The following is a 26,202-nucleotide window of genomic DNA, read 5'->3' as shown; positions in this document are numbered from 1 at the left end:
CTGCTGGGACGCCGACCAGTTGCATGTCGCGCATCGGGCTGCCTCGCGGCCCTTTGGATCGCGACTCGGTAGGTGGTTCGCGGCACGCAGAGCGTCAGCCGGCGGGAGCGTCACGCTCAGGGCGATGCCGAGTCGTACTGCCGTCGCCGCGTGGAGGTGATAGTGGTGATGTGGCCGTCGACCTTCGTGACAGCCGGATCGCTGAGGTGTGCCGCCGCTACGGCGTCGCTGAGTTGTCCGTCTCTTCGGCTCGATGGCCCGCGGCAAGGAACCGAGTCCTCGGACGTCGACCTGCTGTATGCGCTGGCGCCCGACTCGACGCTTGGCTTCGAGATCGTCGATCTCCGAGGCGAGCTCGAGAAGATCGTCGGTCGTCACGTCGACCTGGTGCTCAACTCTCGACTGAAGTGGGTCATCCGCGATCGGGTGATCGCGGAGGCCAAGGTTCTCTATGCGGCGTGATGAGCTGTATCTCGTCGACATGATCTAAGCGGCAGCCGCCGCGACAACGTTCGTCCGGGACGTTGACGAGACCGGCTTCGGAGCGAGCGACCTGATCCAGAGCGCCGTTCTGCAGAAACTTCCGGTGATCGGCGAGGCCGCCGGACGAGTGTCGCCCGAGACCCGCGCATGCTGGCCGGACGTGCCGTGGCGGTCCGTCACAGGTTTCCGCAACATCGCCGCAACATCGTCGTTCACACCTACTTCGACGTCGACTGGTCAATCGTGTGGCGAATCGCCACCACCGAGCTGCGCGAGCTCCACGAACAACTGACAATGCTCCTCCAGGCCGAGTTCCCGCTGGTCACCAGCCAACTCGACCAGCCGCACTAACCACGATCACGATCTCCTGGCGGCCCGGCGGTTGCCCGAAAACGGTGGGTGTTCGGAACGCCTGTTCTACCGGGTAGACGGTGTTCCAGTCGGCGCGGTCACCGAGCATCGTCCCTTTTCGGGGTCTGTGTGGCCCCGTTGGCCTCCCAGCAGGTGGCGACCCTGGGGCCGATTTCACCCCCGTTCCTCGCTGGGCGGCACCGAGACCCGCTGGGCCATCTGTTCCACCAACTCCTTCGAGTCCGTGAAAGCCCGTCGGAACGAGTGCGCCCATCGTGGGCGTAGCGCGCAGGCCGTAGGCCGCGTATGTGATCGGGATCAGGCGGCGTGGTGGTGCGACCTGACCGCGGACCGTCGAGGCCTGGCCGTGGGACCGTGTGGTCGTGGGCGTCAGGGTCGTCGGTGACGTCGGGCCGGCCGCCGACGGCGCTGGCGCGGTTCCGCGGAACCGTCGGGACCGGGCCAGGCTCTCGCGGTGGCAGGTCGTGCCGTGGGGCAGGGTTTCGCGGACGCGACGATCATCCAGGTCGGAGACGGGGCGCCGTGCGGTACGGAATGTACGGTCTGCGGGCCCAGGCCGTGCAGAACGCACCGCAATGCGGCCGCGGTGGCCCCACCGTGATCACCGTCCTGCGCGACAGGAACCGGCCACCACGGAGCGCCCACACACCAACCCCTGACGCTTCACAAGTAAAGGCAGGCCCTGACGGGCTCCAACTCGGTCCGGCGCAGGTGAGTGCACCTGTGGGTGGGGTGACGGGCAGGGCGATCCGGACGTGAGGTGTCCGTTCTGCGTAATCGGCGATACCCCGCGTGGTGACGAAGGCTGCGGTGGTGGACAATTCACTCACGGTAGGTCGTCGATCGGACCGCGTAGGGGATGGTGGATGATGGATGAAATGCCCGGGTGGGCCGCGGGTGTCGACGTCGATCGGCCGAGCGCCGCGCGGATGTACGACTACGCGCTCGGTGGGTCGCACAACTTCGCCGCGGACCGCGAGGCCACCCAGGCAGTGATCGCGGCGTTCCCGGACGGGCCGCTCGTGGCGCGGTCGAACCGGCTGTTCCTGCACCGGGCGGTCCGCTTCCTCGCCGCCGAGGCGGGGATCACGCAGTTCCTCGACCTCGGCTCGGGCGTGCCGACCGTCGGCAACGTGCACGAGGTCGCCCAGGGGGTCAACCCGCAGGCGCGGGTCGTCTACGTGGACATCGACCCGGTGGCCGTCGTCCACTCCCGGATGCTGCTCGCCGACAACCCGCTGGCCACAGTGCTGCAGGCGGACATCCGCGAGCCGGCCTGCATCCTCGGATCGAGCGAGGTCACCGGGCTGCTCGACCTCTCCCAGCCGGTTGCGGTGCTGATGGTCACCGTGCTGCACTTCGTCGCGGACGGCGACGACCCGGCCGGGATCATCGGAGCCTTCCGGGCGGCGACGGTGCCCGGCAGCTACCTGGCGGTGTCCCACGTGACCGCGGACGAGCGGGCCGAGCAGGTGCACGGCGCGGGCAAGGTGTACGAGTCGACGCCGACCGGGGTCACCCCGCGGTCCCGGGCCACGATCGCCGGCCTGCTCGCGGGCTACGACCTGATCGAGCCGGGGCTGGTCTACCTGCCGTCCTGGCGGCCGGACGAGGCGCACGGCGGGCTCGACCCGCTGGCGGCCGATCCGAGCCGGGCCGTGGCGCTGGCCGCCGTCGGCCGTCGATAGTCCATCCGACAGTCCGGCCGACGATCTCCGGCCCTCGATCGTCGATCGTCCACGGGCGTCGGGGCGGTTCGCCGGGCGCTGCGCGGCTGCGGCGGGGTCTGTGAGGAGCGGGGTGGAGAAGAGGTACCTGTCCCCGGCTGCCCGCAGGCGCGGGGTGGCGCGTTTTGCCCAGGTCTGGGCGCGTGCCATCGTCGGTGCGAGCTACCCGGCCACCGGTCTGCTCGCCGTCGAGGAGCGGCTGCTCGGCCTGACCGAGCGGCTCGTCGATGCCCTGCTCGACGAGCCATTGGCTGACGAGCCGTTCACTGACGAGGCGTTCGCCGCGGAGCCGCTCGCCGGGGAACCAGCCGCGGTCGGGGCCGCCGTCGCCGACTACACCTACGGCGCCGCGGACGCGCTGGCCGCCACGATCCGCGTCTGCGGCGCCCGGCTGCTTCCCGAGCTGGGCCTCGACACGGACGACGAGCTCACCGGCCGCGTCGCCGCCCTGCAGGGAGCCCTGGCCCACGGGTACACCCGCGCCCTGCGCGAGCGGATCCTCGCCGGCCAGGACTCGATCCATCGCGCCGCCCACCAGGCCACCGACGCCAGGTTCCAGATGATCTTCAATGGGGCGGCGATCGGGATCGTGCTCGCCGACGCCGCCGGGCGGATCGTCGACGCCAACGACGCCTTCCTGCGGATGCTCGGCGTCGCCCCACACCGCGTGCACGGCCGGGCGCTGCACGAGTTCGCCCATCCCGAGGACGCCGCTGGCCTGCGCGACGCCCACGCCGCCCAGCGCCTCACCGGACCGGCGCACCTGCGCACGGAGCTGCGTTTCGCAGGGCCTGCCGGCGCCACGGTGCGGGCGGAGCTGACCACGTCCTGCCTGCGGCGAGCCGACGGGTGCGGCGAGGCCCAGCTCTCGATGATCGTCAATGTCACCGAGCGCCACCGGTTGCAGAGCCAGTTACGCCGGCAGGCCCGCCACGACCCGCTGACCGGGCTGCCCAACCGGATGGTGCTCGTCGAACGGGCCACCGAGCTGATGACCGCGGAGCCGGACCGGCGCCTCGGGCTGTGCTTCATCGACCTCGACGGGTTCAAGGCGGTCAACGACAGCCTCGGGCACGACGCCGGTGACCGGCTGCTCGTCGCGGTCGCCGGGCGGATCAGCGACGCGCTGCCCGCGGACCAGCTCCTGGTCCGGATGGGTGGGGACGAGTTCGTCATCCTCCTCGCCGACACGACCGGCATCGACGACGTCACCGCCACCGCCCGCGCCGTGCTCGCGGCACTGGCCGAGCCCGTCCGGGTCGGCGACCAGGCGTTGTCGATCGGCGCCAGCATGGGTCTGGTCGAGCGATCCGTGGCCGACGGAGACCTCGCCGATCTGCTGCGCGCCGCGGACATCACCCTCTACCAGGCCAAGGACGCCGGACGGGGGCGGTGGGCCGTCTACGACGCGGAGCGCAACGCCCGTCAGGTGACCCGGCACATCCTGTCGACGATGCTGCCCGGCGCCGTCGAGCGGGACCAGTTCATCGTTGTCTACCAGCCGATCGTCACTCTCGGCGAGCAGTCCGGCGGTGGCGGCACCGCCGGCACCGGTGGGACCGCCGGGGATGGTGGGACTGCCCGGGCTGGGGGGACCGGTGGGGCTGGTGGGTTGATGGTCGGGGTGGAGGCGCTGGTCCGCTGGCGGCATCCCCGCTTCGGGCTGCTCGCTCCGGACGCGTTCATCGGCCTGGCCGAGGAGACGGGCCAGATCGTTCCGCTGGGCCGCCGGGTGCTCGAGCTGGCCTGCCGGCAGGCGGCCCGCTGGCGCGAGCTGCGCCCGGACGGCGTGGGCGCGCCCTACGTCAGCGTGAACCTCACCGCCCGCCAGACCCGCGAGACCGACCTGGTCGACCAGGTCGCGCGGATCCTCGACGAGACCGGGCTGCCGGCCGAGCTGCTCCAGCTCGAACTCACGGAGAGCGCGATGATGGGCACGGCTGGCGAGCCGGCGCGGGCCCTGGACGAGCTCGCCGCGATGGGCGTGCGCATCGCCATCGACGACTTCGGCACCGGCTACTCCAACCTTGCCTACCTGCGCCGGTTGCCGGTGCACACGCTCAAGCTCGCCGGGCCGTTCGTCGACGGCTTCGGCTCCGCTCGCCAGCACGACCCCGACGGCGAGAAGATCGTGCGGATGCTCGTCGAGCTCGCCCATTCGCTGCGCCTGACGGTGACGGCCGAGGGCGTCGAGACGGTCGCCCAGGCCGAGCGGCTGCGCCAGGTCGAGTGCGACAGCGCCCAGGGCTACCTGTTCGCGCCACCGCTACCGCCCGGTGAGATCACCCGCCGGCTGCGCGCCGCTCCCGCTGGCGCCGTTCCCGCCGGCGCCCCGCCCGCCGGCGCCCCGACCGGCGTCGACCTGTCCGCCGGGGGACGGCCCGCCGAGTTCTCGGCCGTCTCGGTGCTGCCCGTACCGCGGGCGTTTGGCGCTCCTACCACCGGTTTTGTCTTGTGAGCAGACACGCTTGACTTGGCATGTGACCGCCCTAACATCGTTTACTACGTAAAGGACGCATTACGGGGCCGCGCCGGCGGGACGGCCGACAGGGAGGGTCACATGCCAGAGGTCGCGGCGATGCTCGGCGAGCCGTCCCAGCATCCGGCGGACCGGCTGGCCGTCGTGATGGCCGACGGCAGCGCGCAGCTCACCTTCGGCGAGCTGGAACGCCGCAGCCGGCAGGTCGCGCACCTGCTCGCGGGCTACGGTCTGCGCCCCGGTGACCACGTGGCGATCCTGCTGCCGAACCGGCCCGAGTACTTCGAGGTCGCCTGGGGCGCGCAGCGCAGCGGCCTGTACTGGACGCCGGTCAACTGGCACCTCACCGCCGAGGAGACCGCCCACATCGTCGACGACTGCGGGGCGCGGGTGCTGTTCACCTCCGCCGAGCTGGCCCCGATCGTCAAGCGGGTCCGGGAGTCCGCCGCCCGGCTGGAGCACATCGTCATGATCGACGCCGGGCCCGCCGAGCTCGCCGAGGGCATCCTCGACCACCGCGCCGCCCTCGCCGGCCAGCCGGACGGCGAGCCCGCCGGCCAGGTCGAGGGCATCTACATGTTCTACTCGTCGGGTACGACGGGCCGGCCCAAGGGCATCGAGCCGGCGTTGCCACTCGAACCGTTCGGCACCGGGCTGGCCATCGACCGCGCGATGGTCGGCTCGTTCGGCTTTGGCCCCGACAGCGTCTACCTGTGCCCGGCGCCGCTCTACCATGCGGCGCCGACGGGCTGGAGCACCGCGACCCAGCGTCTCGGTGGCACGGTCGTCCTCATGGAGCGATTCGACCCGGTCGAGGCGTTGCGGGCGATCGAGCGATACCGGGTCACCCACGTCCAGGTCGTGCCGACGATGTTCGTCCGCCTGCTCAAGCTGCCCGCCGCGCAGCGCACCGCCTTCGATCTGTCCAGCCTGCGCCTGGTCGTGCACGCCGCCGCGCCCTGCCCGCCGGAGGTCAAGCAGCAGGTGATCGACTGGCTCGGGCCGATCGTCTTCGAGTACTACGCCGGCAGCGAGGGCGGCGGCATGTGCGCGCTGACCTCGCAGGAATGGCTCACCCACCGCGGCTCGGTGGGGCGGCCCGTCATCGGGGTCGTGCACATCGTCGGCGAGGACGGCGCGGAGCTGCCCGTGGGCGAGATCGGCCGAGTCTACTTCGAAAGTCCGACCCGGATGGAGTACCACAACGACCCGGAGAAGACCGCCGCCGCCTACAACGACCGTGGCTGGCTCACCCTCGGCGACCTCGGCCACCTTGACGCCGACGGCTACCTCTACCTGGCCGATCGTCGAACCGACCTGGTCATCTCCGGTGGGGTCAACCTCTATCCGCAGGAGATCGAGAACGTGCTGATCCTGCACCCCGCCGTCGCCGACGTCGCGGTGATCGGCGTGCCGGACGCGGAGATGGGGCAGCGGCTGCTCGCCGTGGTCCAACCGGCCGCCGAGGCGGTCGTCGGTGCGGAACTCGCGGCCGAGCTGCAGGCGTTCGGCCGCGAGCGGCTCGCCGGCTTCAAGGTGCCGCGCACGGTCGAGTTCGTCGAGGAGCTGCCGCGGCTGCCCACCGGCAAGCTGCAGCGCATCCGGCTGCGCGAGCGCTACGCCGGCTGAGGGGCGCCTCGGCGTCGCGGTCAGCCGGCGACGCCACCTGCGCTTGCGCGCCGCGGTTGGTCGGCCGGCGCCGCCTGCGCCCCTCAGCGCCGCCTGCGCCCCTCAGCGCGGCTGTGCCCCTCGGCGGCGGCCGGCCGGCCGACGGCGCCTCAGCCGCGGTCGGCGCCCAGTCGCGCTCGGTTGCCTGCCATCACCTCGACTCGGCGCTGCTCGATCTCGGCGAACGCCGGCGGGGTCTCGATCGTGCCGCGCGCCTCGGCGGCGCTCGCCGGGCCGGTGTAGGTGGCGATGCCGTCGGCGTAGACCTTCTTCAGCCCGCGCATCATCCGCGGGTCGACCTCGCCCACGGACGCGGCCACCGCCAGCGCCCGGTCGCGCAACTCCCCGTGCGGCACGACCTCGGTGACCAGCCCTATGCGCAGGGCCTCGGCGGCGTCGACGAGCGCGCCGGTCATCGACATCCGCCGGGCGTTGCCGACGCCGACGAACAGCGGCAGGTGCGCGGTCAGGCCGCCGCCGGGCAGCACCCCGACGCGCACGTGGGTGTCGGCGAACACCGCGCGCTCGGAGGCGATGAGGAAGTCGCAGCCCAGCGCGATCTCCAGACCGCCGGTGAACGCCGGCCCGTTGACGGCGCCGATGACCGGGGTCCGCATCCGCGCGACCTGGCCGACGCAGTTGGTGCCCTCGAACTGGTCGAAGTACTTCTTGCCGTCCCGCGCGGCCTCCTTGAGGTCGACGCCGGCGCAGAACGCCGGGTCCGCGCCGGTCAGGACGACCACGTGCACGTCCGGATCCTCGTCCGCGGCGACTAACGCCGAATACAGCGCGGTGACGAGCCCACCGCCGAGCGCGTTGCGGGCCTGGGGCCGGTTCATGGTGATCAGGCGCGTGGTGCCGAGCGTCTCGGCAATCAGGATCTCACTCATTCGAGGAGTATTTCCCAGCCCCGTCACAGCCGCGACCCTTCCCACCTGCGGCGGTTGTGGCGGCAGAGCCGGCGGCGGTTGTGGCGGCAGAGGTCCCGGCGGGAGGTGGCGGCGGTGGCCGCCGCGAGAGGCGGCCGCGCGGGTATCCGGGGAGTAGCGTCGCCAGCATGGACCGCGGCGGTCGCCTGGTCGGCATCTACACCGCGACCGGCCCCGGCGCGGCGATGCGGGCGCGTTGCCGGGCGCGGGTAGTCGAGGGCCGGGGCCTGGACGGGGACCGGTACGCGACGGGCACCGGGACGTACTCGGGGTGGAGCGGCTCCGGGCGGGCGGTGACGCTGATCGCCCGGGAGGCGGTCCGTGCCGTGGTCGAGGACGGCCGGGTCACGCTCGCCGAACACGAGACGCGGCGCAACCTGGTGACCGAGGGGATCGTCCTGCCGGATCTGATCGGCCGGGAGTTCCGCGTCGGGGACGTCGTGCTGTACGGCGCGCGGCCGTGCCCGCCATGCGGTTACCTCGAACGCCTGCTCGACCGCCCGGGCCTGTGGCGGGCCCTCGCCGAGCGGGGCGGCCTGCGGGCCGACGTCGTGCGCGGGGGCACGGTCGAGCTCGGCGCCGCCGTCGTCCCGCTGCCCACTCCCTGAACTGGGCGGACCGGCCTCGCCGCTGTATCACAGTAAATCCTGACCGGCGACGGTTTGCTTCTCGTCTTATTCTTTACAATCGGCAAGCACTGCCATCGAATTGAAGTCCTGTCGGGGCGGTTCGCATTCCCTGGTCGGTTCACCGGCGGGTGTTGCGTTCCGGCAGGTCACGCGTGTTCCTTGGCGGTCGGGTCGCGAACGCGCGCCGGAAACGCGTGACACCGGGCGTGCCGACTGGTTAGTCTAAGCACGACGACAATTCCACTGCCGGGGGCGGCGATGGCGTGCGCGGGTGTGCCGGCAGGTCCAGGTCGGAGTGCACCCCACTGCAATTGCGGACGCCGCGGCCGCCAGGGGCACCATCCGCCGCCCCGCTGCCCCACCGTGCGCGGGGCGGGGCAGGCGGGAATCTACCCGCGGAGATCCTCCGACCGGACGTCAGGCTGCGGGCGGGCGCTGGGAATCGCCGGAACGACGTGGGGCCAGGTCGCCTTTCGCCGACCGGTGGTAGCGGCAGCCGTGCCAGACCTCGGCGAGGACCATCACTAGCTGCAACGCGAACAGGAGGTAGAACGATGGACCGGACCCGGGCCCGCCCGCGGGGACGGCGACCAGGAGGACGAGTATCGGCCGTGGACGCGAGCGCCGCGCGGCTTCGTCGGTAAGGGTGAGTCGCATACCGGTATGGTGCGCGGCCGGGTGGGAAAGTGGCGACCATCTGACGGCGCATCTTCCTGCGCGGTGGTTTCGCAGTACTTTCGGGGGAGGTCGTGAACGAGGAGTTGCTCGCCGTGCTGCGGGGTAGATGCCTGGCGGCTTCGCTGAACGAAGCGCCGCACTTCGTCGACTGGCTGAAATCCAACTGGCCGCCGCTGGCCGGCTGCCAGCCGGCCGATGGGCCTCGACTGGTGCGTCAGCTTCTGGTTGATGCCGCGACGGCGAATCTCGATCCACCGAATCTGCTGCCCGTCGTCAAGATCATGCTCGGTGCATCGGTCGCGGATCCGGCCCGGATAACCCGGCAGCGCATTCTACGGCTCATGGCAGAGGCGATGCCCAGGCATCGGTCCGGTGCGCCGGGTCTCGCCTACAGTCCCCGCCGGATGGAACAGTTGGAGCGAGAAGTGATCTGTCCTGCGGTTGAGACGGCATTGCGCCTCTTTCTCGGCAAGACGTCCCTGTCGGGCGCGCAGCCCTGGCTGGACTACGACCTGGCGATCACGCTGCGCGGGCATCACGCGAACCGCGAACTGATCACCATGAGGACGGTGATGGAGTTCACCGCCCGCATGCGCCGGGTCGAGATGGCGGTCACCGCCGACGAGACCCTGGCGGACGGTATCTGCCAGGAGCATCCCGAGATCACCGACGTCTTCGTACCCTCCGCCGGCTGGTCGGTCGAGATGATCCTGGTCAGCCTGCGCCGCAACGGGGCCTGGCATGGGCTCCCACTGCGTGAGGTGGAAGCCGAGAAAGTGCGCGAGCGTATGGAGCAGACGGGGGACGCAGCCGACGACCTGCGGATCTACGCCAGTGACGAGAATACCGACGCCAGCCCAACCCGTTGGCGCATCATCTCCGACCAGGAGATCACCCGGGCGACGCGCTACTGCTACTGGAGCGCTGCTCGGCCGCTTTTTCTGCGCAGGGCTCAGTTCGACTACTCCGCCTTCCCCGACGGTGATCGGCTGGCATTCGAACTCAAGCCGCGCCTCGGCCGGCGGATGACGGTCGGACGGCATGACGACCTCGGCGTGATCGAGTTGGAGGTCGGCTCCTGGGTCAGCCCGGGCAACGCTGTGGAACTCACCTGGCAGGACCGCTCCGGATGACCGCGGAGGTGCTGGTCATCGGCCGGCATGACGACCAGCACGTGGCGCGTTGCGCCGCCGTGCTGGGCGCGGCCGGCCGGACCTGCGAGGTGCTATGGCTCGGACTCGCCCGCCGGCGATACCGGATCCACGGCGATCTGGCCTCGATGGAGCTCGGGCTCGACGGCCGCCGCTACCCGCTCGCCGACTATCGGCACGTGCTCTGCCTGCCGATGGCGGTCAACCGACCGAGCATGGTCGATACCGAAGGCGACGAGTTCGGGGAGCGTGAGTGGAATGCCCTGCTCCGGTCGGTCCTCGTCCGATCCGCGGCGCACACCCCGGCCGCCTGGTTGATTCACCCCGATGCCGACCTGCTCCAGGATCGTAAGATCGCTCTCCTGCAGTGCGCCGCGCGCTCCTGTCCGGAACTCGCGATACCGCCGACCGTCATCACCAACGAGCTGCTCGACGCCGACGTCGCGGTCCTCGGCGATCGCATCGTGGTGAAATCGATCAATGCCTGGCAGGAGGTCTCGCCGGGCCGGTACTTCAATACCACCCTCCTGACCGACGCCGCGCTGGCGAAGATTCGCAGGGTTGGGCTGCTCGACACTCCGACCATTTTTCAAAGTTTTCTTCCACATTCGGTCGAATACCGTTGTTACTGCGTCTACAATGCCATTCTGACCGTTCGGATTCAGGTGGCGGCGGGGTCGGCGGACTCGCGCCTTCCCGGAGCGTCGCAGGGGGCCAGCGTCACGACCGACGTACCGGACTTCGCGCCCGCACTGCGGAAGATCGCGCGGAATCTTCGAATCCATTACTGTTGCTTCGACATGGTGGTGGACGGGAGCGGACGGAGCTGGCTGACCGACATCAATCCGACCGGATCATGGCGGTACCTCGAAAACCAGTTCGGTTTTGACCTCACGTCCTGGATCCTGGCGACCTGGCTAGGCAGGAGTACCGATGGATAGCCCCTTTGCGATTCGTCACTATGTCCCGAACTCGCCCGACGCACTGCACTGTGCGCAGGCCAGTCTGATCATGACTCTGGAGGTTCTCGGTCATTCCGAGAAATTGACCCTGGAGCGGGCCGATGAGATCACCGGATTCCGGGCCGGGGTGGAGACCTGGCCATATTCGATGCTCGCCTGGCTCGGGGAGAACGGGTATGAGGTCCGACACGAGGACGCACTCGACGCCGTCGCGCTGATGCGGGACGCGGAAGCGGAGCTGCGGCGCTCCGGTCTGGACGAGGAGACGCTGGAGTATTTCCTCGCCATCAGCGACTTCTCTAGTGAGGGCGCTGCGATCGCCCGATGTCTCGCAAGCGGTAATGTCACCTTTGTGCCCGGGATTCCCGACCCGAGCCGTCTTACGGACCGCATCGGAGCGCGGTGGCTTCCGCTCCTGAGCCTGGACGCGGCGGTGCTGGCCGAGCGTGAACGTGACGGTTTCGAGGGGCACATGGTGCTGGTCACCGGCCTTGTCGGGCAGTGCGCCGTGGTCCAGGATCCGGGGCCGCCGACCCGGTGGAACTGGGTGGTTCCGCTGTCGCGTATTTCGACTGCCCTGCGATCTCCGGCGGACACCTCGGGTACGATCACCTATATCCGAAGAATAGCGGGATGGGGAGGAACTGAACATGTCGGTACATGATCTCGTTGCCCAGGAAAGCAGCGCTCAGCAGACGGATTCCGGCGACGGTCAGCCGGTCGGCTGACGACCTCGTCGTTGTGGTGCCGGCATCGCCGGCGCCGGTCCAGCGGGCGGCGAAGGCCAGTCCGCTGCGCCGGGCGCTCAAACAGTCCGGGAGGCGACAGGTCGGGAACCCGGCGCGGCCTGTTCGCCGCGGAGTGGGGCCGTAGGCTTAGCCGGTGCCATCTTCACAGATTTGCGCCGTTCCGTGGTCGGAGGACGGTCTGTCCGCTCGCCCCGAGCGGCCCGCCCGATCGGCCGGTCGCGTGCTGGCGGGCGGGCTCGCGCTCGGGCTCGCCGTCGGGTTCGGGGCGGTGGCGGCGGGGTGCTCCTCCGACGGGTCCGGCGCGGCGGCGGACGTCCGGATCACCGGCTGCGTGCGCGACCCCGACAACCACCGGGCGGTGGTGACCGGCGAGGTGAACAACGGCTCGTCCAAGCGGTCGAACTACGTCATCCAGGTCGACGTCAAGGCCAATGACAGCAAGATCGAAAGCGGGTTGGCGTCGCTGTTCAGGGTGGACTCCGGCGCCCGCAAGACGTTCACGATCCGGCCGGTGGGCGCGGACGTCCCCAGCGACACCAAGCTGACCTGCACCGTCGCCCACGTCGGCCGGATCGCCGCCGAATAGCGGCCGGACGGGCGGCGGGGACGCGGGCCGAACAGGCCGGAGCCGGGGCGCGGGCAATCGCTTGTTCCCGGGCACCGCGGCGGCATACACAGGGAACGGCGCTGGACCAGCGTCACCACCGGCGGGCGGTCGCCGGCCCGGGTGATCCGTGGAGGATGCCGATGTCCGACTCCGAGCGTGTGTCCGTCCAGCGGCGGGTGCCGGCCGCCGCGAGAGAGATCTTCGCACTCATCACGGACCCGCACGGCCATGTGCGCATCGACGGCTCCGGGATGCTCGTCGCCCCGGTCGACGCCAAGCGCCTCGAGCAGGTCGGTGACACCTTCGAGATGGACATGGACCGCGAGCCGCTCGGCGACGTCCCCCTCGGCCGCTACAAGGTGATCAACACGGTCACCAGGTTCAGCCGCGACGCGCAGCTTGAATGGGGCGTCGCGGGGGTCGGCATGCCGAACGTCGGTCACGTCTACGGCTACCTGCTCGACCCCGTCGACGCGACCACCACCGACGTGACGTCCTACTGCGACTGGAGCGGGTCGCCCGAGCGGTGGAAGGCCCGGATCACCTGGCCGGTCGTCCCGGTGGCGTCCCTGGAGAAGTCGCTGGAGAACCTGGCCCGCGTCGTCGCGGCGCCGGCCGGCTGACCGCCGGCGTCGCGCGGTCAGGACCGGGCGATGTCGGCTGGCCGGGCGAGGCGGTCCGGTGCGGGCGTGGCCGGGGCAGGGCGGCGGGCAGGCGACGCGGCCCGGTCGAGCTGCCGGGCGGCTGGTGCTCACCCAGGTCCGGCTGGTCGCCGTCTGCCTGGTCAAGGTCGAGCCGGTCGGGGTCGGGCAGGTCGGGGTCGGGCCGGTCGCGCAGCAGGCCGACCCGGGCGGCGACCCCGAGGCTGTACAGCAGGGAGCGCACTCGGGAGTCGATCTCGTCCCGGATCGGCCGGACGTCCTCGAGCGGTTTCTCCGCCGGGTCGTCGAGCTCCCAGGTGAGGTACCGGGTGTGCGGGTAGATCGGGACGGTGTCGCCGCAGCCCATGGTGATGACGACCGACGCGGCGCGCACGGCGTCGTCGGTGAGCCGGGTCGGGCAGGCGCCGGACAGGTCGATGCCGACCTCGGCCATGGCCGCGACCACCGGCAGACCCAGGGTCGCCGCGGGCGCGGGGCCGGCGGAGCGGGCCTGAACCCGGCCGCGGCTGTGCTGGTCGAGCAGCGCGGCACCCATCTGCGAGCGCCCCGCATTGTGCACGCACACGAACAGCACCTCGGGCGGGCGCTGCACGGGCACCCCGGGGTGGGCGGGTCGCAGTGGGGTGGGGTCGGCGGACGACGAGTCGGCGGACGACGAGTAAGCGGACAACGAGTCGGACGGCGAGCGCCCGGTCATCGGGGCCACGGCGTCAGAGGATGCGGGGCGCGCCAGGAATGGCGCCGCCGATCGGCCCGGCGGAACCCCCCGCAGGCTGATCCGAGGGTGACGGCGCCCCTGCCGCCGCCCGCATGGACGGGTGTCTCGCCCGGTGCTGAGCCGCGCCGCCCGAGGGCGTCCGCGCACTGTCGCCGGTTCGTGGTGTCCACGCATGAATTTTAGGCATTCATCCCATCTTACAGGCATGTGCCGGGCCGTCATGGGTGAATCCCCGCAGCGGCGGTGGAGACCGGCCGATGACCGCGCCGGCCGGGCTCAGCCGAGACCGTCGAGCAGTGCGGGGAGGTCGGCGAACGAGTCGATGACGTGGTCGGGACGCCCGGAGGCCGCGGCAAGGGTGTCGGACCGGAACTTGCCGGTGCGGACCAGCACCCCGGTCAGGCCGTGGCGGGCGGCGGCGAGCACGTCGTGCTCGACGTCGTCACCGATCATCACCGACTCCGCGGGCCGCGAACCGAGCGCGTGCAGCGCGGTGGCGAAGAACTCCGCCGCCGGCTTGCCGACGACGACCGCCGGCCGGCCGAGCGCCTGCTCCAGACCGTGCAGGTAGGCGCCGGTGTCGAGCTGGAGGCCGTCGCCGGTGCGCCAGAACAGGTTGCGGTGCAGCGCGATGAGGGGCACGCCGTCCGTCGCCCAGGCGAAGACCTGGTTGACCGCCTCGTAGCTGAACTCCGGCCCGGCACCGCCCAGCACGATGACGTCCGGCCGTTCGCCGGGCACGCTGAACGCCACCCCGTCGAGATCGGCGCGGATGTCCCCGCTGTTGAGCACGTGGCAGCGGGCGGCCGGGTGATGCTGCCGCAGGTAGGACGCGGCCATGGCGGGCGCGGTGAACACCTCGCCGGGGTCGACCGTGAAGCCCGCGGCCACCAGCGCCGCCGCGATCGACACCCGGTCGCGGGAGGTGGTGTTCGTGACGAACGCGACGCCGAGCCCCGCCGCCCGCAGCCGGTCCAGCGCCTGGGGCGCGCCGGGCAGCGCCTGCCAGGACACCGTCAGCACGCCGTCGATGTCGATGAGCACGGTTCGGATGCGCCCCATACGCCGAGACGCTACCGAGTCCGCCGCATCCGCCGGCCGGCGCCGGGCGGCGCGCACTGGTCCGGTCAGCTCGGCCGCCGGGCATGCGCGGTCATCGGCAGCCCGTCCCGCGGGCGCAGCGTGACCAGCGGGTGGGGGACGACGTCGAGGCCGGGCACGGGCCGCAGCGACCGGTGCCGGGCGATCGCGGCGAGCGCCAGTGCCCCCTCGGCCAGCGCGAAGGTGTTGCCGATGCACTGGCGGGGACCGCCACCGAACGGGAAGTAGGCGAACCGCGGGCGCTCGGGCGCCACGCCGCCGCCGGTGCCGCCGCCGCCGGTGCCGCCGCCGCCGGTGCCGGTGCCGGTGTTTGAGCCGCTGCGGGTGTCGGAGCCGAAGCTGGAGCCGGTGTCGGTCGTCGCCGCGTCGGGGCGCAGCCAGCGGGTCGGATCGAACCGGTCCGGGTCCGGCCACCAGCGTTCGTCGCGGTGCACCACCCACTGGCTGAACAGCAGCGTGGAACCGGCCGGCAGCAGGTGCCCGCCGACCTGGCGGTCCTCGGTGAGGTGTCGGCCCATCGCCCAGACCGGCGGGTAGAGCCGCATGGCCTCGTTCAGCACCGCCTGGGTGTAGGCCAACCGGGGCAGATCGTCGATCGTCGGGAGCCGCCCGTCCAGCACCGTGTCGAGTTCGGCCTGCAACGCCCGCTCGGCCTGCGGGTTCGCGCCGAGCAGATGGAACGTCCAGGACAGCGCGTTCGCCGTGGTCTCGTGCCCGGCGAGCAGCAGCGTCAACGCCTCGTCGCGGACCTGGGTGTCATCCATCCGCGCGCCGGTCTCGGCGTCCTGGGTGGACAGCAGCAGGGAGAGCAGGTCGTCGCCGGTGGCGCCGCCCGCCCGCCGCCGGGCGATCAGGCCGTAGACCATGCGGTCGAGGGCGTCGCGGGAGGCCCGCCGGCGGCGGGCGGCGGGTAGCGGCAGCCGCTCGGCGGTGGCGAAGCCGGGCACGACGCGGCGACCCGCCGCCGGCATGTTCTCGTGCAGCGCGGTGCGGACGACCTCGATCAGGGCGTCGTCGAGCGGCACGTCGAACAGGGTGCGCGCGACGATCTCCAACGTCATCTCGGACATCTCGGCGTGGACGTCGAGGCGCTGGCCGTCGCGCCACCGGCGGGCGGTGGAGTCGGCGATCGCGGCGAACGTCGCGCCGTAGCCGGCGATCCGCCGGCGGTGGAACAGCGGCTGCATGAGCCGCCGGTTCGTGCGGTGGGTCTGCCCGGAGCTGGTCAACAGCCCCCGGCCGAGCAGGAGCGACAGCGGCTGGACGACCGTCAGGCGCCCGCCGCGACCGCGCCGCGCCGCCCCCTTGGCGTAGGCGCGGTGGCCGCCGACCAGGGCGTCGGCGATCGCCTCCGGGTCGCTGACCAGATAGGCCGACACGGGCCAGGCGGCCAGGTGTACCACCGGGCCGTACACGCGGCGCAGGTCGAGGAACCGGGTGAGGGGATCGGACCGCATCCGGCGCAGGGCCGCCAGCCCGCCGCCGGCCGGTCCGGGCACCTCACCCGCCGGGCGTGGTGCCACCCGCGGACCCGGATGTTCCGTTGACACGATCATTGCGCTACCTCCTCGGACGGCCCGACCCTCGTCAGGATGGCCCGCCGGGATGCGAGGCAGATGTGAGCGGGATGTCACCTCGGCCGGGGGCGGTCCGGCGTGGCTGCGGCCGGGTCTGCCGTACCCGGGGCGGCAGTCGGCGTGGCGGCGGCCGCGTCGGTGATCGTGGCGTCGGTGATCGGGGCCGCGTGTGCCTCGGTGATGCCGGTGGCGGCCAGCCGGTCGAGGGTGCGGGCCAGGACCGCGGTGTCCTCCAGGGTCCGCACCTCGGTGATCTTCCCCCAGCGCATCCGCATGAACTGCATGACGACGTTGCCGTAGCGGGAGCCGTCCGGCAGGCCGGCGTCGACCGTGACGCGGGTGGCGATGCGGGTCGACCAGGGCCATCCGGCGACGAGCACGTCGTCGACCCGGAAGACCGTGCCGGGCAGCAGGCGCTCGGTGCGCTGCCACCACAGCCGCAGCGCGGCCGTGGTGTGGCGCTCGCCTGACAGCGCGTGGTCCCCGTAGAAGCGGTAGGTGAACGTCGGCGCCATTCCGGCGATCATCGACTCCCAGTCGCCGGCGTTGATGGCGGCGAAGGCGGCGCGCACCCTGCCCGCCACGATGCGGTGGTACATCGGCCCTCCTGCTTTCCCTGGGACCCGCGGGTCCCGGCGGTGGCGCCGGCCGCGGCGAGAGACACGCTAGCCGCAGTAAGTTCAATAGTGCAACCCGCTAGGCTCGGGCCATGCGGCAGACGAGTTTCGCGGCCATGCAGTGTTCCCTCGCCCGGACTCTGGAGGTGGTGGGTGACTGGTGGTCCCCGCTGGTGCTGCGCGACCTCTACCTGGGCATCCGCCGCTTCGACGAGCTGGTCACGGACTTGGGGATCTCCCGTAACCTGCTGACCTCCCGGCTGGCCGAGCTGGTCGCCGGCGGAGTGGTCCGGCGGGTGCGGTACGCCGATCGCCCGCCGCGGTTCGAGTACGAGCTGACCGACGCGGGGCGCGACCTCGTTCCGGTGCTCCTCGCGATGACCGCCTGGGGGGATCGCTGGGCGACACCCGAGGGCGGCCCGCCGATCCGGTTCGAGCACGACCGGTGCGGCCAGGAGTTCACCCCCACGGTGCACTGCTCCGCCTGCGGCGAGCCCGTCACCGCCGACGCCGTGCGCCCCCGGCCTGGCCCCGGCGGCCGGCGGGCGCCGGGGACGATGGTGCTCCCCGACCTCCTCGGTCGTCCGGGCTGACCCGGCCGCCGCCGGAGGCGATCGTCCGCGGCGGATCCCTCGGACGGAGGGTGGACAGCGTCCGCCGGGGTGATGCGCGACCCGGGGGCGACCGGGCATCCTCGACGGGCGGTGGTCGAGGTGCCGGTGATGGAGGAAGCGGTGATCGAGGAGACGGTGAGCGAGGAGGCGGTGGCCGAGGAGGCAGCGGTCGAGGAGGCAGCGGTCGACGGGTCGGGCTCCGGCGAACAGCGGGGCGACGGGCCGCACCCCGAGCTGGCGGGCCTGGCGACCGTGCGGGTGGACCGGCCGCGACCCGGGGTCGCGCTGGTGCGGCTGCACCGTCCCGAGCGGCTCAACGCGCTGGACCGGCGAATGCTCCGCGAGCTGCGCACCGTCGCCGAGCGGCTCGCCGTGGACGCCTCGGTGCGGGCGGTCGTGCTCACCGGCACCGGCCGGGGCTTCTGCTCCGGGTACGACCTCGACGGCGCCGCCGAGTTTCCGGCGCTCGGAGCCACCGGCGGGCTGGCGCTGCAGGACCTGGCCAACCGGATGCTGCTGGCGCTGCACACGCTGCCGCAGCCGCTGCTCGCCGCGGTCGGCGGTCCGGCGATCGGCGGCGGCGTGAGCCTCGCCCTGATCGCCGACATCCGGACCGTGGCCGCCGAGGCGTACTTCCAGGTCGCCTTCGTGCGCATCGGCATGTCGGGCGGGGACCTGGGGGCCTCCTGGCTGCTGCCGCGCATCGTCGGGCGCGGCCTCGCTGCCGAGCTGATGTACACGGCGCGCCCCGTCGGCGCCGAGGAGGCCGTACGAATCGGGCTCGCCAACCGGGCGGTGCCCGCCGGCCGCCTGCTGGCGGAGACGCTCGACCTCGCCGGGCAGATCGCCGCCCATCCGCCGTTGGGCGTGCAGTTGTCCAAACGAGCACTGGCGGCCAGCACCGACGCCCCGTCGCTGTGGTCGGCGCTGGAGACGGAGGCCCGCGGTCAGGCCCTGCTGATGGGCCATCCGGACACCGCCGCCGCCGTGGCGTCGCTGCGGGCGAGCCTGGCCGCGACCCGCGCGGCGAGAACCTGACGACCCGTCGTCCGTCGTCCCCGCCCGTCATTCGTCGCCCGTCATTCGTCGTCCGTCATACGTCATTCGTCGTCCGGCCGAATGCGGCCCGGCGGGACCGCCGACCGGCCGAATGCATCCGGGGCGGATTCACCATCCGGCCGAATTGCGCAGCCGCCCGGCGGCGGGCCGATTGACCGTGTCGCTAACCGGCCGAGCCGCCGATCTCGGCGTGCCGGTGCGGTGGCTTCCGCGCGTCCCCGAAATCGCGGCGGTACGTCGCCCTTCGCCGTGGACACCATTCCGCTTGACGGCGTGAGCTGCGTCACCTAGTCTTTAGTCGGTAAATCCGACGGCTTGCTTCCATGCTTTCCGGCCGGCCTTTCGGCGGGGCTGTTCGGCGACGTCGAGGAAGCGGCGCAGGTGCGGCCGGCGGGGTCTCGCGGACCGGGGAGGTACACCGCCTTGACATCGCCCGCTCCCTCGCTCGTGTCGATACAGCAGGAGATCCGGCGGCGGCGCGGGGATCTGGTGTGCGCGCTGCGCTCCGCCGCGGTGGGCGGGGCGTCGGCGTCGCTCACGGCCCGGCTCGACCGCCTGGCCGCGCCGGGCGCCGACGCCGAACTGCGTGCGGAACTCGCCGCGGGCCACTTCCGGCGGATCGGTGAGCTGCTGGCCGAGCTCGGTCCGGCCCAGTCGGCGGTGGGCGTGCACCTGGCGGCGCACCCGGCCGCGGTCCGGCGGCGCATCGACGAGTGCCTCGCCGCGCTGCGCCGCGAGCCGAGTGCCGCGAGGGTGACCGCGGCCGCGCCGGCGGCGCTGTGCGCGGCCGCCGGGTTCGATCGCGCGCTGATCTCCGGCGTGCGGGGGTCGAGCTGGCTGCCGATCGCGCTGCACGTGGCGGTATCAGGCGTCGGGACCGTGCCGAGCGTCGGGACCGTGCCGGGCGAGTCCCTGCAAGACGCGGAGGTGACCCTGACGGCCGCGATGCCGGAGGCCGAGCTCGTTCGCCGGCGGTCGGCGGTGCTCGTGCGCCATGCCCGTTCCGCCTGTAGCCGGGTCCTGGGGCCGCCGGTCGAGCTCGCCGGGAGCGACGAGGACGAGGAGTACGTCGCCGCGCCGATCGTCGCGGGCGGTGCCGTCCTCGGCCTGCTGCACGCCGACGCCCAGCCCTCGGGCCGGCCGCTGCGCACCGCCGACCGCGACCACGTGCAGACCTTCGCCGACGGCCTCGGCCTGCTCCTCGAACGGATCACCTTGATGGAGCGTGCGCACCTGCAGCGGGATCGGATCGCGCAGGCCCTGCATGCCGTGCGCGCAACGACCGCGGGGCTCGGCGCCGCGCCGGTGCGCCTCGGCCGCCCACCCTTGCCCGCGGCACCACCGACACCACCGGCACCGCTGGCACCGCTGGCACCGCCCCTCGGGTTCGGCGGCGCCCCGGCCGGCGACGCGGCGGCAGGGGTGGACGCGGCGGATGCCGCGGCCGGACTCGCCGGGCTCACCCCGCGCGAGCGTGAGGTGCTGCGCATCCTCGCCGGCGGGGCGACCAACGCCCAGATCGCCGCCGCGCTCACCGTTTCCGAGACCACCGTGAAGTCCCACGTCAAGCACATCCTGCGCAAGCTGCGGGCGACGAACCGCTCCGAGGCGGTCGCCCGATACCTGCACCTGGCCCGCGTCGCGCAGCGGGCGCTGTGAGCGCGTCCGCCGGCAACCGCCGGCAGCTCGTGTTCGCCGCGGCCGCCGCCGATCGTGACCGCCGGCGGCGCGGGTGCGAGCTCGCCGCCCGCTTCGCCGCCCTGTCCGGGCGGGTGCACGAGGCCCTCGACGCCGAGCCGTCCGCCGCGGCGGACGGCTCGGCCAGCCCCGCGTCGCCGGCCGTCGAGGACGCCATCGAGCTGGCCGAGCGCTGCCTGGCACGACTGCGCGACCCGGACGACCCCACCGTGGCCGCCCCCGCGCACGGCTCGTCCGCAGGGGCGGCCGCCCACGGCGTGCCGGCGCAGGGCGGCCTGCGGTTGTGCCTGCTCGTCCTCGACCTGCACGAGCTCGCCTTCGACCTCGGGCAGTTCGAGCGGGACGCGCGCCACCACCGGCTCGGCGCCGTCTCGGCGGGGCTGGCTCGGTTGCGCTCGCTGCCCGGATCGACACCGCTGCTGGACGAGGCGTGTGAGGAGCTGGTCCGGCGCTGTGGCTTCGGCCGGGCGGTGCTGTCCCGGGTCGAGGACGGCGCCTGGTGGCCGTGGATGGCGCATTTCAGCAACGGCGACGAGTTCGAGTCGTGGTTCGCCGGCTGGGTGGACCAGCCGATCCCGCTGCGCGGGCGCACCCCGGAGGCCGGGCTGCTGGCCGACGGCCGGCCGGTCGCCGTCCTCGACACGGCGAGTGCGGTCGTCCACCGGCCGATCATCGTGGAGTCGGGCCGGTCCGCGTCCTACGTCGTCGCCCCGCTGCTGCAGGGCACCTCGGTCGTCGGGTTCCTGCACGCCGACCACCATCCCGCCACCCGGCGGGTCGACGCCTTCGACCGCGACGTCCTGTGGGCCTTCGCCGACGGGTTCAGCCACCTCTACGAGCGGGCCGTGCTCGCCGAGCGGCTGCGCGCCGGCCGGGACCAGGCCCGGATGATCCTGTCGTCGGCGGTGGAGTCGATGAGCGCGTTCTGCGACGCGGGCCTCGACCTGTCGCCCCGGGCGGCACTCGGGGCGATGCCCCCCGCCGCGGCGCCGGCCGCGGCCGCCCGGCCGGGCGACGGCCTCACGGCCAGGGAGTCGCAGGTGCTCGACCTGATGGTGGCGGGGGCGGCGAACGCCGCGATCGCCGCCGCCCTGGTCATCACCGAGGACACCGTGAAGACGCACGTGAAGCACATCCTGCGCAAGCTCGGCGCGGTGAACCGCGCGCAGGCGATCGCGACGACGCTCGGGCTCGCCGGGCCCGGCCTGCGCGGCTGAGCCCGGCGACCGCCATGCGCGTCAGGCGCCGTCGAGCAGCCCCAGCTCGGCGCGCCCGAGCAGGTCGTACGCCTGGTCGGTGGTGAGCGGGTGGAAGGGTCCGCCGCGGGCGTCGCGGTAGAGGCGTTCCAGGACGTGCCCGCGCCGGAACGCCGACCCGCCGACCAGGCGCAGCGCGGTGTCGGTCACCCGGATCGCGGCCTCCGTGGTGGCGACCTTCGTGACGTCGAGTAACCCTGTGCGGGCGAGGGGACTCCACTCGGCGTCCCGGCCGTCGAGCAGGATGCGCCCGGTCGTCTCCAGGGCGCGGGCCGCCGTCTCCGTGTCGACCAGCATCCGGCCGAGCCCGTGCTGGATGTAGCCGATGCCCTTCAGTGCGACGTCGGAGCCCTCCATCGTGGCGCCCAGGGACTTCTTGCGCAGGATCTCCCGGGTCGCCGCGTACGCCTTCTCGGCCAGGCCGCAGTAAACCCCGGCGAAGCTCATCGACGCCCACTCGAACTCGCCGAACAACCCGTTTCGGAAGTTTCCACCGTAGGCGTCCGCCGGCGCCGCGACGCCGTCGAACACGAGGGTGTGGGTGCCGGTCGCGCGCATGCCCATCGTGTCCCAGGTCTCGACCACGCTGATGCCGGGGCTGTCGATCGGCAGCACGAACACCGCCTCGCGCGCGGCGTGGTCGGTGAAGTCCGCCGGCAGCTCGCCGGCGGGGTCGGTGATCGTCGCGTTGAAGGCGACGAGGTCGGCGCCGAGGCACAGGGTGGCCCAGGTCTTGCGGCCGGAGATCCGCCAGCCGCCGGAGCCGTCGGGAACCGCCCTCGTGTCGGCGAGACCGGTCAGGCCGGCCCGGTCCTCGCTGAACGGTCCGCACACGATCTTCCGTTCGTCGACGACCTCGGCGAACACCCGCTCACGCATCGGCTCGTCCAGCAGCCCACGGAAGATCCCGATCATCGTCTGGTGCATGTTGAAGGCCAGCGCGATGGCCGGGTCGCCCTTGGCGAGCTCCTTCGACACCAGGGTGGTCGTCCAGATGTCCGCGCCCAGCCCGCCGTACTTCTTCGGCACCGAGAGGGCGACCAGGCCGCTGTCCCGGTAACGCGGCACCAGTTCGGTGGGGAACCGGTTGTCGGTGTCGGCCGCCGGCCCGGCCGCGGCGAACTCCTCGGCCAGCGCGCGGGCCGTCGCGAGCACGTCGGCCTGTTCGTCCGGCGTCATCTCCACGTGGTGCTTTCCCATGCCGCAGCACACTCCTCGTCGTCGACGGTGTCCCGGTGAACACGCCCCGGTGAATGCGTCCCGATCGAGCGAAACGTAGCTCGGCAGGCGCGGGCCGGAATCTCCCTGCGGGAGAACTTCCGCCCTTCAACGGGGTGACATCGCCGCCGCGCCGACCCGCATTCCGGCGCCCGCTGCGCACCAGCCGGTCGCATTCACCCCAAGGGGCGGGGTCTTTACCCCCGAGGGATGACGCGGTGACGCCGGCCCGGACCTAACGTTGAGGCCACCGAACCACGGGATTCCCCCGGACCGCGGGGGAAGCCGTCGGTCGGCGGGAAGCGCCGACAGGGAGCGTTGTCCGATGTCCTCCTACCGTTTCGCCGTGCAATGGCTCAAGGCATTCCGTGAGAGCGCGGAGAAGGTGTGTGCACTGTATGCCGACGAGTTTCTCTTCGAGGACCTGATTCTCGACCAGTCCATCACCGACAAGGCGGAGCTGCACCGGGTCTTCGCCCCGTACGCCAACGCGGACCGGGGCAACGGCATCGGCATCAACGTGTTCCGCATCGACGAGTACATCGGCGACGCCCGCAGCGGTCTCATCCGCTGGACCTGGGAACCCGACGGGTCCGCCGCCTTTCTCGGGGTCCCCACCGGCGGGCGGCCCTTCGCCACCTCCGGCCAGACCTTCCACGTCTACGACGCCGACGGCCGCATCCGGCGCGAGTCGACCTACTGGGACGCCGTGGCGCCGCTGCACACCCTGGGACTGCCGGTGTCGGTACACGGCGGGATCACCGCGCCGGTCCTGGCCGCCGCCCCCTGAGTCGCCGTCCTCTGAGTCGCCGTCCTCTGAGCCGCCGCCCACCGAGCCGGCGTCCCCTGAGCCGCCGCCCACTGACCGGCCCCGGCCGGCGCGAAAGGAGAACCGATGAGCCAGGCGACCGAGCACGCCGAGCGATGGGCGCGGGCGATCACCGCCGACACCGACGCCGCCGTCGCGCTCTACGCCGACGCGGTCCTCTACGACGACCGCCGGGCGGTCGACCACGTCGTGGACACGGCCACGGACCGGACGGAGCTGCGCGAGCGGCTCGCCCCCTTCGCGAACCGTGATCCGGCCAACGGCCTCGGCATCCACCGCTTCGACGTGCTCGAGGCCATCGAGACCACGGGCGGGGCCGGCGCCCGCGCCGTGACGATCCTGTGGCGCTGGACGGGCGAGCATCTCGCCGGCTTCCGCGGGGTGCCGACCGGCGGTCGCTCCCTGGCCACCCGCGGCCAGACCTGGCACCAGCTCGACGCCGACGGCCGCATCGACCGCGAGCTGACCAACTGGAACGACACCCCGGTGCTCCAGCAGCTCGGCCTGCCGGTGCTCACCCCGCACTACTGGGTCGCCGACGCCGACGCCGACGCCGACGCCACCGCGGTCCCGGGCGCCGCCCCAGGCGTCGGCGCCACCACCGCCCCCGTCTCAGCCACCGTCAACGGCGCTGGTGGCTGAGACGGGCAGAGGGGTGGCGGGCGCGACGGATGGGGTGGACGGGTGGCGGCCGGGCGACGAGTCAGCGAGGAGGGGATCGGTCATGTGGGGCACCCTGCCCGAGGTCTTCGACCGGGCGTGCCTTTACCACGCGGGGGCGACGGCGCTCGTCGACGGCGACCGGCGGCTCACCTACCGGCAGATGTGGGACCGCGCGAACCAGGTGGCGCACGGCCTCGCCGCGCTCGGTGTCGGCCGCGGGGACCGGGTGGGGCTGCTGCTGCCCAACGTGCTGGAGTTCATCCCGACCCAGCACGGCATCTGGAAGGCCGGAGCGGCGCTCGTGCAGATGCCGGCGCGGGCCGCGGCCGCCGGGCACCGGGCCACGCTGCGCCAGACCGGGGCGACCACGCTGATCTACCACGAACGGTTCGACGAGGTCGTCGCCGAGGCCCTCGCCGGCCTGCCGGAACGGCCCCGGCTGATCCGGCTCGCCGCGAGCGCACCGCCACCGGCCGATCCGGGCGGTCCGACGGATCTGGCCGGTTCGGTGGGCCCCGCCGGTCCCGTCGAGCCGGTGGCCCCCGCCGGGCTCGGCCGCCTCGACTACGCGGCGTACTTCGGCGCCCAGCCCGACGGCCCGCCCGCGACGGCGCCGAACGAGGACGACGAGGCGTACGTGCTGTTCACCTCCGGTAGCACCGGCGAGCCGAAGGGCGTCGTCACCTCCCATGAGACCTGGGCGCACTACAGCATCACGGCCGGCCTGGAGATCGGCGACATCCGCCCGGGGGAGGTGTTCGCGCACGGCGCGCCGCTCACCCACTTCACCCAGATCTTCGTCATGCCGACGTTCCTGCGCGGCGGGACGAACGTGATGCTGCCGGGGCTCGACGTGGACCTGCTGCTGGGCACGGTGCAGCGGGAGCGCGTCACCGCCACGGCGGTGGTGCCGACGATCGTGTATCTGCTGCTCGACCATCCCGACCGGGCGTCCTACGACCTCTCCTCGTTGCACACGATGATCTACGCCGGGGCGCCGATCGCCCCGGAGCGCCTGCGCGAGGCCCTCGCCGTGTTCGGCCCGATCTTCGTGCAGGCCTACGCCGGCACCGAGCCCGGGTACGTGTCCTGTCTGCGCAAGGAGGACCACCGGGTCGACAGCGAGCCCGGCCTGCGCCGGCTGGCCTCCGCCGGGCGCCCGATCCCGTACGTGCGGGTGAGCATCCAGGACGAGGCCGACCGGCCGCTGCCGATCGGCGCGACCGGGGAGATCTGCTCACGCCAGCTCGGGCAGATGCTGACCTACCTCGATCCCACCCGCAACGCCGAGGCGCTGCGCGACGGCTGGGTCCACACCGGCGACATCGGCCGCCTGGACGACGACGGCTTCCTCTATCTCGTCGACCGCAAGAAGGACATGGTGGTCAGCGGCGGGTTCAACGTCTTCCCGCGCCAGGTGGAGGACGTGCTGCTCACCCATCCCGCGGTCGCGCAGGCGGCCGTCATCGGCGTGCCGCACGCCAAGTGGGGCGAGGCCGTGCACGCGGTCGTCGTCGTCCGGGCCGGGGCGGAGGTGGCCGAGGCCGACCTGATCGCCCACGTCCGCCGGGAGCTGGGCGGGGTGCCCGCGCCCAAGTCGATCGAATTCCGCGCCGGCCTGCCGCTCAACGCGGCCGGCAAGGTCGACAAGCGGGCGATCCGCGAGCCGCACTGGGCCGGCCGCGCCCGCCGGGTCGGCTGATCGCCGTGCCGAGCCGCGCCTGGGTCCCGTCGGGAGGAGACCAGCCTGTGCCTG

Annotated in this window: 24 protein-coding genes and 1 pseudogene; 19 read left to right on the top strand and 6 right to left on the bottom strand. The window is 72.5% G+C overall.

Annotation, left to right across the window (positions count from 1 at the left end; genetic code table 11):
- Window positions 1-72: 72 nt before the first annotated feature.
- The 6 genes and pseudogenes from AC5R91_RS12330 (at window position 73) to AC5R91_RS12305 (ending at window position 6,690) form a co-directional block, all read left to right on the top strand.
- Window positions 73-462 (top strand): nucleotidyltransferase family protein, encoded by a 390-nt coding sequence (locus AC5R91_RS12330; protein ID WP_495397289.1) that lies wholly within the window; start codon window positions 73-75, stop codon window positions 460-462.
- Window positions 463-553: 91 nt separating this feature from the next.
- Window positions 554-625: pseudogene (locus AC5R91_RS12325) on the top strand (DUF86 domain-containing protein); the annotation flags it as partial.
- Between the two features lie 5 nt (window positions 626-630).
- Window positions 631-834, top strand: a complete 204-nt coding sequence (locus AC5R91_RS12320) for a HepT-like ribonuclease domain-containing protein (protein ID WP_495397288.1) — start codon at window positions 631-633, stop codon at window positions 832-834.
- A gap of 890 nt (window positions 835-1,724) precedes the next feature.
- Complete coding sequence (locus AC5R91_RS12315; RefSeq protein ID WP_495397287.1) at window positions 1,725-2,543, top strand: SAM-dependent methyltransferase; 819 nt, start codon at window positions 1,725-1,727, stop codon at window positions 2,541-2,543.
- A 112-nt stretch (window positions 2,544-2,655) separates the two neighbouring features.
- Window positions 2,656-5,040 (top strand): putative bifunctional diguanylate cyclase/phosphodiesterase, encoded by a 2,385-nt coding sequence (locus AC5R91_RS12310; protein ID WP_495397286.1) that lies wholly within the window; start codon window positions 2,656-2,658, stop codon window positions 5,038-5,040.
- Window positions 5,041-5,142: 102 nt separating this feature from the next.
- Complete coding sequence (locus AC5R91_RS12305) at window positions 5,143-6,690, top strand: acyl-CoA synthetase (RefSeq protein ID WP_495397285.1); 1,548 nt, start codon at window positions 5,143-5,145, stop codon at window positions 6,688-6,690.
- Window positions 6,691-6,839: 149 nt separating this feature from the next.
- Here AC5R91_RS12305 and AC5R91_RS12300 read toward each other — a convergent pair whose 3' ends face one another.
- Complete coding sequence (locus tag AC5R91_RS12300) at window positions 6,840-7,619, bottom strand: enoyl-CoA hydratase (RefSeq protein ID WP_495397284.1); 780 nt, start codon at window positions 7,617-7,619, stop codon at window positions 6,840-6,842.
- Window positions 7,620-7,786: 167 nt separating this feature from the next.
- On the opposite strand from AC5R91_RS12300, the gene AC5R91_RS12295 reads away from it, so the two are divergent.
- From AC5R91_RS12295 to AC5R91_RS12270, 6 genes are all read left to right on the top strand, one after another.
- Window positions 7,787-8,266: an MOSC domain-containing protein gene (locus AC5R91_RS12295; protein ID WP_495397283.1), complete on the top strand. Its 480-nt coding sequence runs from the start codon at window positions 7,787-7,789 to the stop codon at window positions 8,264-8,266.
- Between the two features lie 770 nt (window positions 8,267-9,036).
- Window positions 9,037-10,098 carry a hypothetical protein gene (locus AC5R91_RS12290; RefSeq protein ID WP_495397282.1) on the top strand — a complete coding sequence of 354 codons (1,062 nt, stop codon included), beginning with the start codon at window positions 9,037-9,039 and terminating at the stop codon, window positions 10,096-10,098.
- Window positions 10,095-11,057 (top strand): ATP-grasp domain-containing protein, encoded by a 963-nt coding sequence (locus AC5R91_RS12285; protein ID WP_495397281.1) that lies wholly within the window; start codon window positions 10,095-10,097, stop codon window positions 11,055-11,057. The genes AC5R91_RS12290 and AC5R91_RS12285 overlap by 4 nt, the downstream gene beginning before the upstream one ends.
- Window positions 11,050-11,742: a hypothetical protein gene (locus AC5R91_RS12280; protein WP_495397280.1), complete on the top strand. Its 693-nt coding sequence runs from the start codon at window positions 11,050-11,052 to the stop codon at window positions 11,740-11,742. Before AC5R91_RS12285 ends, AC5R91_RS12280 begins: the two co-directional genes overlap by 8 nt.
- Before the next feature lie 218 nt (window positions 11,743-11,960).
- Window positions 11,961-12,413: a hypothetical protein gene (locus tag AC5R91_RS12275; protein ID WP_495397279.1), complete on the top strand. Its 453-nt coding sequence runs from the start codon at window positions 11,961-11,963 to the stop codon at window positions 12,411-12,413.
- A 161-nt stretch (window positions 12,414-12,574) separates the two neighbouring features.
- Window positions 12,575-13,057: an SRPBCC family protein gene (locus AC5R91_RS12270; RefSeq protein WP_495397278.1), complete on the top strand. Its 483-nt coding sequence runs from the start codon at window positions 12,575-12,577 to the stop codon at window positions 13,055-13,057.
- Here AC5R91_RS12270 and AC5R91_RS12265 read toward each other — a convergent pair.
- The 4 genes from AC5R91_RS12265 to AC5R91_RS12250 form a co-directional block, all read right to left on the bottom strand.
- Window positions 12,975-13,793: an arsenate reductase/protein-tyrosine-phosphatase family protein gene (locus tag AC5R91_RS12265; protein ID WP_495397277.1), complete on the bottom strand. Its 819-nt coding sequence runs from the start codon at window positions 13,791-13,793 to the stop codon at window positions 12,975-12,977. The two genes, AC5R91_RS12270 and AC5R91_RS12265, sit on opposite strands and share 83 nt — an antisense overlap.
- A gap of 297 nt (window positions 13,794-14,090) precedes the next feature.
- Window positions 14,091-14,876, bottom strand: coding sequence for a TIGR01458 family HAD-type hydrolase (locus AC5R91_RS12260; protein WP_495397276.1), 786 nt, complete (start codon window positions 14,874-14,876; stop codon window positions 14,091-14,093).
- A gap of 65 nt (window positions 14,877-14,941) precedes the next feature.
- Window positions 14,942-16,471 (bottom strand): cytochrome P450, encoded by a 1,530-nt coding sequence (locus AC5R91_RS12255; RefSeq protein WP_495397275.1) that lies wholly within the window; start codon window positions 16,469-16,471, stop codon window positions 14,942-14,944.
- A gap of 74 nt (window positions 16,472-16,545) precedes the next feature.
- Window positions 16,546-17,091 carry a nuclear transport factor 2 family protein gene (locus tag AC5R91_RS12250; RefSeq protein WP_495397274.1) on the bottom strand — a complete coding sequence of 182 codons (546 nt, stop codon included), beginning with the start codon at window positions 17,089-17,091 and terminating at the stop codon, window positions 16,546-16,548.
- A 110-nt stretch (window positions 17,092-17,201) separates the two neighbouring features.
- Between AC5R91_RS12250 and AC5R91_RS12245 the strand changes: the two genes are divergently transcribed.
- From AC5R91_RS12245 to AC5R91_RS12230, 4 genes are all read left to right on the top strand, one after another.
- On the top strand, window positions 17,202-17,702 hold the full coding sequence (locus AC5R91_RS12245; protein WP_495397273.1) for a winged helix-turn-helix transcriptional regulator: 501 nt from the start codon (window positions 17,202-17,204) through the stop codon (window positions 17,700-17,702).
- Between the two features lie 129 nt (window positions 17,703-17,831).
- Window positions 17,832-18,761, top strand: coding sequence for an enoyl-CoA hydratase/isomerase family protein (locus AC5R91_RS12240; RefSeq protein WP_495397272.1), 930 nt, complete (start codon window positions 17,832-17,834; stop codon window positions 18,759-18,761).
- A 444-nt stretch (window positions 18,762-19,205) separates the two neighbouring features.
- Window positions 19,206-20,441, top strand: coding sequence for a helix-turn-helix transcriptional regulator (locus tag AC5R91_RS12235; RefSeq protein ID WP_495397271.1), 1,236 nt, complete (start codon window positions 19,206-19,208; stop codon window positions 20,439-20,441).
- Window positions 20,438-21,697 carry a helix-turn-helix transcriptional regulator gene (locus tag AC5R91_RS12230; protein WP_495397270.1) on the top strand — a complete coding sequence of 420 codons (1,260 nt, stop codon included), beginning with the start codon at window positions 20,438-20,440 and terminating at the stop codon, window positions 21,695-21,697. The genes AC5R91_RS12235 and AC5R91_RS12230 overlap by 4 nt, the downstream gene beginning before the upstream one ends.
- 21 nt (window positions 21,698-21,718) lie before the next feature.
- On the opposite strand, the gene AC5R91_RS12225 is transcribed toward AC5R91_RS12230, so the two are convergent.
- Window positions 21,719-22,936, bottom strand: a complete 1,218-nt coding sequence (locus tag AC5R91_RS12225; protein ID WP_495397269.1) for an acyl-CoA dehydrogenase family protein — start codon at window positions 22,934-22,936, stop codon at window positions 21,719-21,721.
- A 343-nt stretch (window positions 22,937-23,279) separates the two neighbouring features.
- Here AC5R91_RS12225 and AC5R91_RS12220 point away from each other — a divergent pair, with 343 nt between their 5' ends.
- From AC5R91_RS12220 to AC5R91_RS12210, 3 genes are all read left to right on the top strand, one after another.
- The gene (locus AC5R91_RS12220) at window positions 23,280-23,744 is read left to right on the top strand and encodes a ketosteroid isomerase-related protein (protein ID WP_495397268.1); all 465 of its coding nucleotides are present in this window, start codon (window positions 23,280-23,282) and stop codon (window positions 23,742-23,744) included.
- A gap of 105 nt (window positions 23,745-23,849) precedes the next feature.
- Window positions 23,850-24,425, top strand: a complete 576-nt coding sequence (locus AC5R91_RS12215) for a ketosteroid isomerase-related protein (protein WP_495397267.1) — start codon at window positions 23,850-23,852, stop codon at window positions 24,423-24,425.
- A gap of 82 nt (window positions 24,426-24,507) precedes the next feature.
- The gene (locus AC5R91_RS12210) at window positions 24,508-26,148 is read left to right on the top strand and encodes an AMP-binding protein (RefSeq protein ID WP_495397266.1); all 1,641 of its coding nucleotides are present in this window, start codon (window positions 24,508-24,510) and stop codon (window positions 26,146-26,148) included.
- Window positions 26,149-26,202: the final 54 nt, after the last annotated feature.

It is taken from the genome of Frankia sp. BMG5.60, from assembly GCF_059428125.1.
Note: the sequence above shows the minus strand (reverse complement) of the source record. Positions and strands in the feature narration are given on the sequence as shown.

Excerpts from the sequence above, each read along its gene's own strand:
- AC5R91_RS12210 (WP_495397266.1), top strand. The coding sequence starts at position 24,508 with ATGTGGGGCACCCTGCCCGAGGTCTTCGACCGGGCGTGCCTTTACCAC.
- AC5R91_RS12280 (WP_495397280.1), top strand. The coding sequence starts at position 11,050 with ATGGATAGCCCCTTTGCGATTCGTCACTATGTCCCGAACTCGCCCGAC.
- AC5R91_RS12315 (WP_495397287.1), top strand. The coding sequence starts at position 1,725 with ATGGATGAAATGCCCGGGTGGGCCGCGGGTGTCGACGTCGATCGGCCG.
- AC5R91_RS12285 (WP_495397281.1), top strand. The coding sequence starts at position 10,095 with ATGACCGCGGAGGTGCTGGTCATCGGCCGGCATGACGACCAGCACGTG.
- AC5R91_RS12250 (WP_495397274.1), bottom strand. The coding sequence starts at position 17,091 with ATGTACCACCGCATCGTGGCGGGCAGGGTGCGCGCCGCCTTCGCCGCC.
- AC5R91_RS12245 (WP_495397273.1), top strand. The coding sequence starts at position 17,202 with ATGCGGCAGACGAGTTTCGCGGCCATGCAGTGTTCCCTCGCCCGGACT.
- AC5R91_RS12220 (WP_495397268.1), top strand. The coding sequence starts at position 23,280 with ATGTCCTCCTACCGTTTCGCCGTGCAATGGCTCAAGGCATTCCGTGAG.
- AC5R91_RS12300 (WP_495397284.1), bottom strand. The coding sequence starts at position 7,619 with ATGAGTGAGATCCTGATTGCCGAGACGCTCGGCACCACGCGCCTGATC.
- AC5R91_RS12265 (WP_495397277.1), bottom strand. The coding sequence starts at position 13,793 with ATGACCGGGCGCTCGCCGTCCGACTCGTTGTCCGCTTACTCGTCGTCC.
- AC5R91_RS12320 (WP_495397288.1), top strand. The coding sequence starts at position 631 with ATGCTGGCCGGACGTGCCGTGGCGGTCCGTCACAGGTTTCCGCAACAT.
- AC5R91_RS12270 (WP_495397278.1), top strand. The coding sequence starts at position 12,575 with ATGTCCGACTCCGAGCGTGTGTCCGTCCAGCGGCGGGTGCCGGCCGCC.
- AC5R91_RS12305 (WP_495397285.1), top strand. The coding sequence starts at position 5,143 with ATGCCAGAGGTCGCGGCGATGCTCGGCGAGCCGTCCCAGCATCCGGCG.
- AC5R91_RS12215 (WP_495397267.1), top strand. The coding sequence starts at position 23,850 with ATGAGCCAGGCGACCGAGCACGCCGAGCGATGGGCGCGGGCGATCACC.
- AC5R91_RS12295 (WP_495397283.1), top strand. The coding sequence starts at position 7,787 with ATGGACCGCGGCGGTCGCCTGGTCGGCATCTACACCGCGACCGGCCCC.
- AC5R91_RS12255 (WP_495397275.1), bottom strand. The coding sequence starts at position 16,471 with ATGATCGTGTCAACGGAACATCCGGGTCCGCGGGTGGCACCACGCCCG.
- AC5R91_RS12260 (WP_495397276.1), bottom strand. The coding sequence starts at position 14,876 with ATGGGGCGCATCCGAACCGTGCTCATCGACATCGACGGCGTGCTGACG.
- AC5R91_RS12225 (WP_495397269.1), bottom strand. The coding sequence starts at position 22,936 with ATGGGAAAGCACCACGTGGAGATGACGCCGGACGAACAGGCCGACGTG.
- AC5R91_RS12240 (WP_495397272.1), top strand. The coding sequence starts at position 17,832 with ATGGAGGAAGCGGTGATCGAGGAGACGGTGAGCGAGGAGGCGGTGGCC.